5 protein-coding genes are annotated in these 4,635 nt (G+C 74.3%); 4 read left to right on the forward strand and 1 reads right to left on the reverse strand.

The features are described 5' to 3' along the window. The first annotated feature begins 1 nt into the window (after position 1). The gene (locus tag CBZ_RS17925; RefSeq protein ID WP_130782832.1) at positions 2–202 is read left to right on the forward strand and encodes an acyl-CoA carboxylase epsilon subunit; all 201 of its coding nucleotides are present in this window, start codon (positions 2–4) and stop codon (positions 200–202) included. Positions 203–282: 80 nt separating this feature from the next. Continuing rightward, complete coding sequence (locus CBZ_RS17930; RefSeq protein ID WP_130782833.1) at positions 283–2,007, forward strand: DUF885 domain-containing protein; 1,725 nt, start codon at positions 283–285, stop codon at positions 2,005–2,007. Positions 2,008–2,080: 73 nt separating this feature from the next. Here the strand turns inward: CBZ_RS17930 and CBZ_RS17935 are convergent, their stop codons facing one another. After that, positions 2,081–2,794, reverse strand: a complete 714-nt coding sequence (locus CBZ_RS17935) for a vitamin K epoxide reductase family protein (RefSeq protein ID WP_130782834.1) — start codon at positions 2,792–2,794, stop codon at positions 2,081–2,083. A gap of 149 nt (positions 2,795–2,943) precedes the next feature. On the opposite strand from CBZ_RS17935, the gene CBZ_RS17940 reads away from it, so the two are divergent. Next, on the forward strand, positions 2,944–3,621 hold the full coding sequence (locus CBZ_RS17940) for a Maf family protein (RefSeq protein WP_130782835.1): 678 nt from the start codon (positions 2,944–2,946) through the stop codon (positions 3,619–3,621). Between the two features lie 176 nt (positions 3,622–3,797). After that, a partial coding sequence (locus CBZ_RS17945) for an ATP-binding protein (RefSeq protein ID WP_130782836.1) occupies positions 3,798–4,635 on the forward strand: 838 nt, incomplete at its 3' end.

The raw sequence follows: 4,635 nt of genomic DNA on the forward strand, positions 1-4,635 counted from the left end.
CGTGCACGTCGTGCGCGGGGCGCCGGACGAGGTCGAGCTCGCGGCGCTCGTCGCCGGTCTGGTCGCGGCGTCGTCGCAGGACGGGCACGCCGTCGAGGAGCCCGCGACGGCGTCCGCGTGGTCGGACCGGCGCCGCACCGTGCGCGGTCCCGTCGCCCGTGCGGCGGGTCCGGACGCGTGGCGCTGGAGCCTGCGGGACTGACCACCGGGCCTGCACAGGCCTGCGCGGGCCCTCCGCAAAGGCCTCCGAGGAGTCCCGTACCGCCGAGTAGGGTCGTCCGGGTGACGACGACGCCCCACTCCCGCGCTGCGCGCCAGCCCTCCCCCATCGACGCCGTGGCCGAGGCGCACATCGCGGCGGCCGCAGCCCTGCACCCGCTCGCCGCGACGGCCATCGGCCTGCCGGGCCACGAGCACGAGATGACGGACTTCTCCCCCGCCGGGCACGCGGCGCGCGCCGAGCTGAGCCGCTCCACGCTGGTCGCCCTCGACGGTCTCTCTCCCGCGGACGCGGTCGACGAGGTCACGCTCGCCGCGATGCGCGAGCGCCTCGGTCTCGAGCTCGAGCTGCACGACGCGGGCGAGCCGCAGCGCAGCCTCAACAACATCGCGTCGCCCGTGCAGGAGCTGCGGGACGTCTTCGACATCATGGCGACCGGCTCGGTCGAGGACTGGGAGAACGTCGCCGCGCGGCTCAACGCGCTGCCCGGCGCGGTCGACGGGTACGTCGAGTCCCTGCGCGCCGCGGCCGCGGGTGGTGACGTCGCCGCGATCCGTCAGGTCGAGGAGGCCGTCCGCCAGGCGCGCGAGCTCGCCGACCCGGCGTCGTCGTTCTTCACGACGTTCGTCACGGGCGCCGACGTCGACGCCGCGCTCGACGACTCGTCCGCGTGCGCGCTGGTCCGCTCGGAGCTCGAGCGCGGCGCGACCGCGGCCCGGACGGCCTACGGGACCCTCGCGACGTTCCTGCAGGACGAGCTCGCACCGCGCGCACCGCAGGCCGACGCGGTCGGCCGCGACCGCTACGCGCTGTTCTCCCGCGAGTTCCTCGGCGCGACCGTCGACCTCGAGGAGACGTACGCGTGGGGCCTGGAGGAGCTCGCGCGCGTCGTCGCCGAGCAGGAGGCCGTCGCGGCGCAGGTCGTCGGCCCCGGCGCGACCGTCGAGGAGGCCGTCGCGGTGCTCGACGCCGACCCCGCCCGCACGCTGCACGGCACCGAGGCGCTGCGCGCGTGGATGCAGGAGACGTCCGACGCGGCGATCGACGCGCTCGACGGCGTCCACTTCGAGATCCCCGCGGCCCTGCGCACGCTGGAGTGCCGGATCGCCCCGACGACGACCGGCGGCATCTACTACACCGGGCCGAGCGACGACTTCACGCGTCCGGGCCGCATGTGGTGGTCCGTGCCGGCCGACGTGACCACGTTCAACACGTGGCGCGAGAAGACGACCGTCTACCACGAGGGCGTCCCCGGTCACCACCTGCAGATCGGGCAGGCCGTGCACGCGCGCGACACCCTCAACCGGTGGCGCCGGCTGGCCTGCTGGACGTCCGGGTTCGGCGAGGGCTGGGCCCTGTACGCCGAGCGGCTCATGGCCGACCTGGGCTTCCTCGACGACCCGGGCGACCGGTTCGGGATGCTCGACAGCCAGCGGCTGCGCGCGGCCCGCGTCGTGTTCGACATCGGCGTGCACCTCGGTCTGCCCGCGCCCGCGGAGTGGGGCGGCGGCACGTGGGACGCCGACAAGGGCTGGGAGTTCCTGCGGGCGAACGTCAACATGCCCGAGTCGTCGGTGCGGTTCGAGTGGCTGCGCTACCTGGGCTGGCCCGGGCAGGCACCCTCGTACAAGATCGGCCAGCGGCTGTGGGAGCAGACCCGCGACGAGGCCGCCGGTGCCGCCCGCACGCGGGGCGAGGCGTTCGACCTGCGCGCCTTCCACGCGACGGCCCTCGACCTGGGGGCGCTGCCCCTCGACGTGCTCAAGCAGGAGTTCGCGCGGGCCTGACGCCCGCGTCCGGCACGCACGAGGGGGTGGGCACCGGCCTGGTGCCCACCCCCTCGGCGCGTCTCGCGTTCCGTCAGGACACCAGCGACCAGCCGTACCCGAAGAAGACGACGGCGGCGAGCACGACCAGGACCGCGATCGTCACGAACCAGTCGTTGCCCGCCGCGACGAACCGCCGCGCGCCGGGCCCCCAGCGACCCGGTAGCCGGATGTGGCCGTCGCGCACGTTGATGCGGGTGAGCCCGGCCCAGACCAGGGTCGTCGTCACCGTGATGAGCAGGCACCAGGGGCACAGCGCCTTGATGTCGGTGTAGGCCTCGTAGAAGAGCCACCACGCGAACAGCAGACCCGCGGTGTAGACGACCTCGGCGGACAGCATGAACCACCGCGGGAACACGACGCCGCCGATCATCGCGACGGCCATCGTCAGCACGACGGCCTCGGCGGCGATGCCCAGGTACGCGTTGGGGAAGCCGAACAGCTCGGCCTGCCAGCTCTTCGCGACCGTCGCGCAGTTGATGACCGAGTTGATGCTGCACCCCAGCACCGCGTCCGGATTGCGCGCCAGGACGAGCGACTCGATCGACAGCACGAACGACGTGTAGAGCCCGATCGCGCCCGAGATCGCCATCTCGATCGCCGTGCGGCGCTTCCACGCCAGGCTCGACGGGCGCAGCAGGTCGGGGTCGTCGTCGACGTCGTCGATCTCGTCGTCGAGGAGGTCGTCCTCGTCGAACGCGTCGTCGTCCACGACGTCGTGCGCGGCCGGGTGGGTCGCCTCGTTCACTGGGCCTCCTCCGCAGGGGGCACGGGCGCGGTGCTGCGCCACCCGTACCACAGGTCGAGGTCATTGTGCCCCGCGGACCTGTGCTGCGGGCCCGACCTCGGTCCCGGCCCGGGAGCCGCCGGCGAGCGCCCCGGCTAGGCTCGCCCGTCGTGACCCGCCTGCTGCTCGCCTCCGCGTCCCCCGCCCGTCGCGCCACGCTCCAGTCGGCGGGGATCGACCCGCTCGTCGTGGTGTCGAGCGTCGACGAGCCGGCCGTGCTGGCCGCCGCCGCCGAGAGGTTCGGCGTGCTCGAGCCCGCCGACGCGGTGCTGGTGCTCGCGCAGGCGAAGGTCGAGGACGTCGCGCGCGCGCTGTCCGCCGGGACGCCCGCGGAGCTCGCCGACGCGGACGACCTCGTGCTGCTCGGCTGCGACTCGATGCTGGAGCTCGACGGCGAGGTCCTCGGCAAGCCGACCGACGCCGCCGACGCGGTCGCCCGCTGGCAGGCGATGCGCGGCCGTACGGGCGTCCTGCACACCGGGCACTGGGTCGTCGACGAGCGGGCCACGCCCGACGAGGGCGGCGCGGGCACGCGCGGCACGCTCGGGGCGACGTCGTCGACGGTCGTGCACTTCGCGGACCTGTCCGACGACGAGGTCGCGGCGTACGTGTCGACGGGCGAGCCGCTGGCCGTCGCGGGGGCGTTCACCGTCGACGGGCTCGGCGGTCCGTTCGTCGAGCGCATCGAGGGCGACCACCACGGCGTCGTCGGCGTCTCGCTGCCGCTGCTGCGGGGGCTGCTCGGGGAGATCGGCGTGAGCGTCCCGAGCCTGTGGCGTACGACCTGACGAACGGGTCCGGTTGTGCCGACCGGACAAGCCGAGCCCGTGAGAGGGCGTGACGGACGCTCGTCGTCGTCGGATCCCTACAAGAGCGTGCCGTCACCCGTTGGGCGGTTCCCCAATCTTGTCCGGCGCCGCACGACGGAGCCCGGCAGTGCGCACCCTGCACGTTACGGTGGACCGTGCCCGTGATCTCCAAGGTCCTCATCGCCAACCGCGGTGAGATCGCCGTCCGCATCGCCCGCGCCTGTCGCGACGCCCGGATCGGCTCCGTCGCCGTCTACTCCGACCCCGACCGCGAGGCGCTGCACGTGCGCGTCGCCGACGAGGCCTACGCGCTGGACGGCGCCCGCGCGGCCGACACGTACCTGGTCGTCGCCAAGCTCCTCGACGTGGCCCGCCGGTCCGGCGCCGACGCCGTGCACCCCGGCTACGGCTTCCTCGCCGAGAACGCCGACTTTGCGCGCGCCGTCATCGAGGCCGGGCTGGTGTGGATCGGCCCGCCGCCGTCGGCGATCGAGGCGCTCGGCGACAAGGTGAGCGCGCGGCACATCGCGCAGCGCGCCGGTGCGCCGCTCGTGCCCGGTACCCCCGACCCGGTGGCGGGCGTCGACGAGATCCACGCGTTCGTCGCCGAGCACGGGCTGCCCGTCGCGATCAAGGCCGCGTTCGGCGGAGGCGGCCGCGGGCTGAAGGTCGTGCGCGACGCCGCGGAGATCGACGAGGCGTACGAGTCGGCGGTCCGCGAGGCCGTCGCCGCGTTCGGCCGCGGCGAGTGCTTCGTCGAGCGGTACCTGGACAAGCCCCGGCACGTCGAGACGCAGTGCCTCGCCGACGAGCACGGCACCGTCGTCGTCGTCTCGACGCGCGACTGCTCGCTGCAGCGCCGGCACCAGAAGCTCGTCGAGGAGGCGCCCGCGCCGTTCCTCACGGACGACCAGCGCGCCCAGCTCGTGACGTCGAGCGTCGCGATCCTGCGCGAGGCCGGGTACGTCGGCGCCGGGACGTGCGAGTTCCTCG

Source organism: Cellulomonas biazotea (genome assembly GCF_004306155.1).
Classification (GTDB): domain Bacteria; phylum Actinomycetota; class Actinomycetes; order Actinomycetales; family Cellulomonadaceae; genus Cellulomonas; species Cellulomonas biazotea.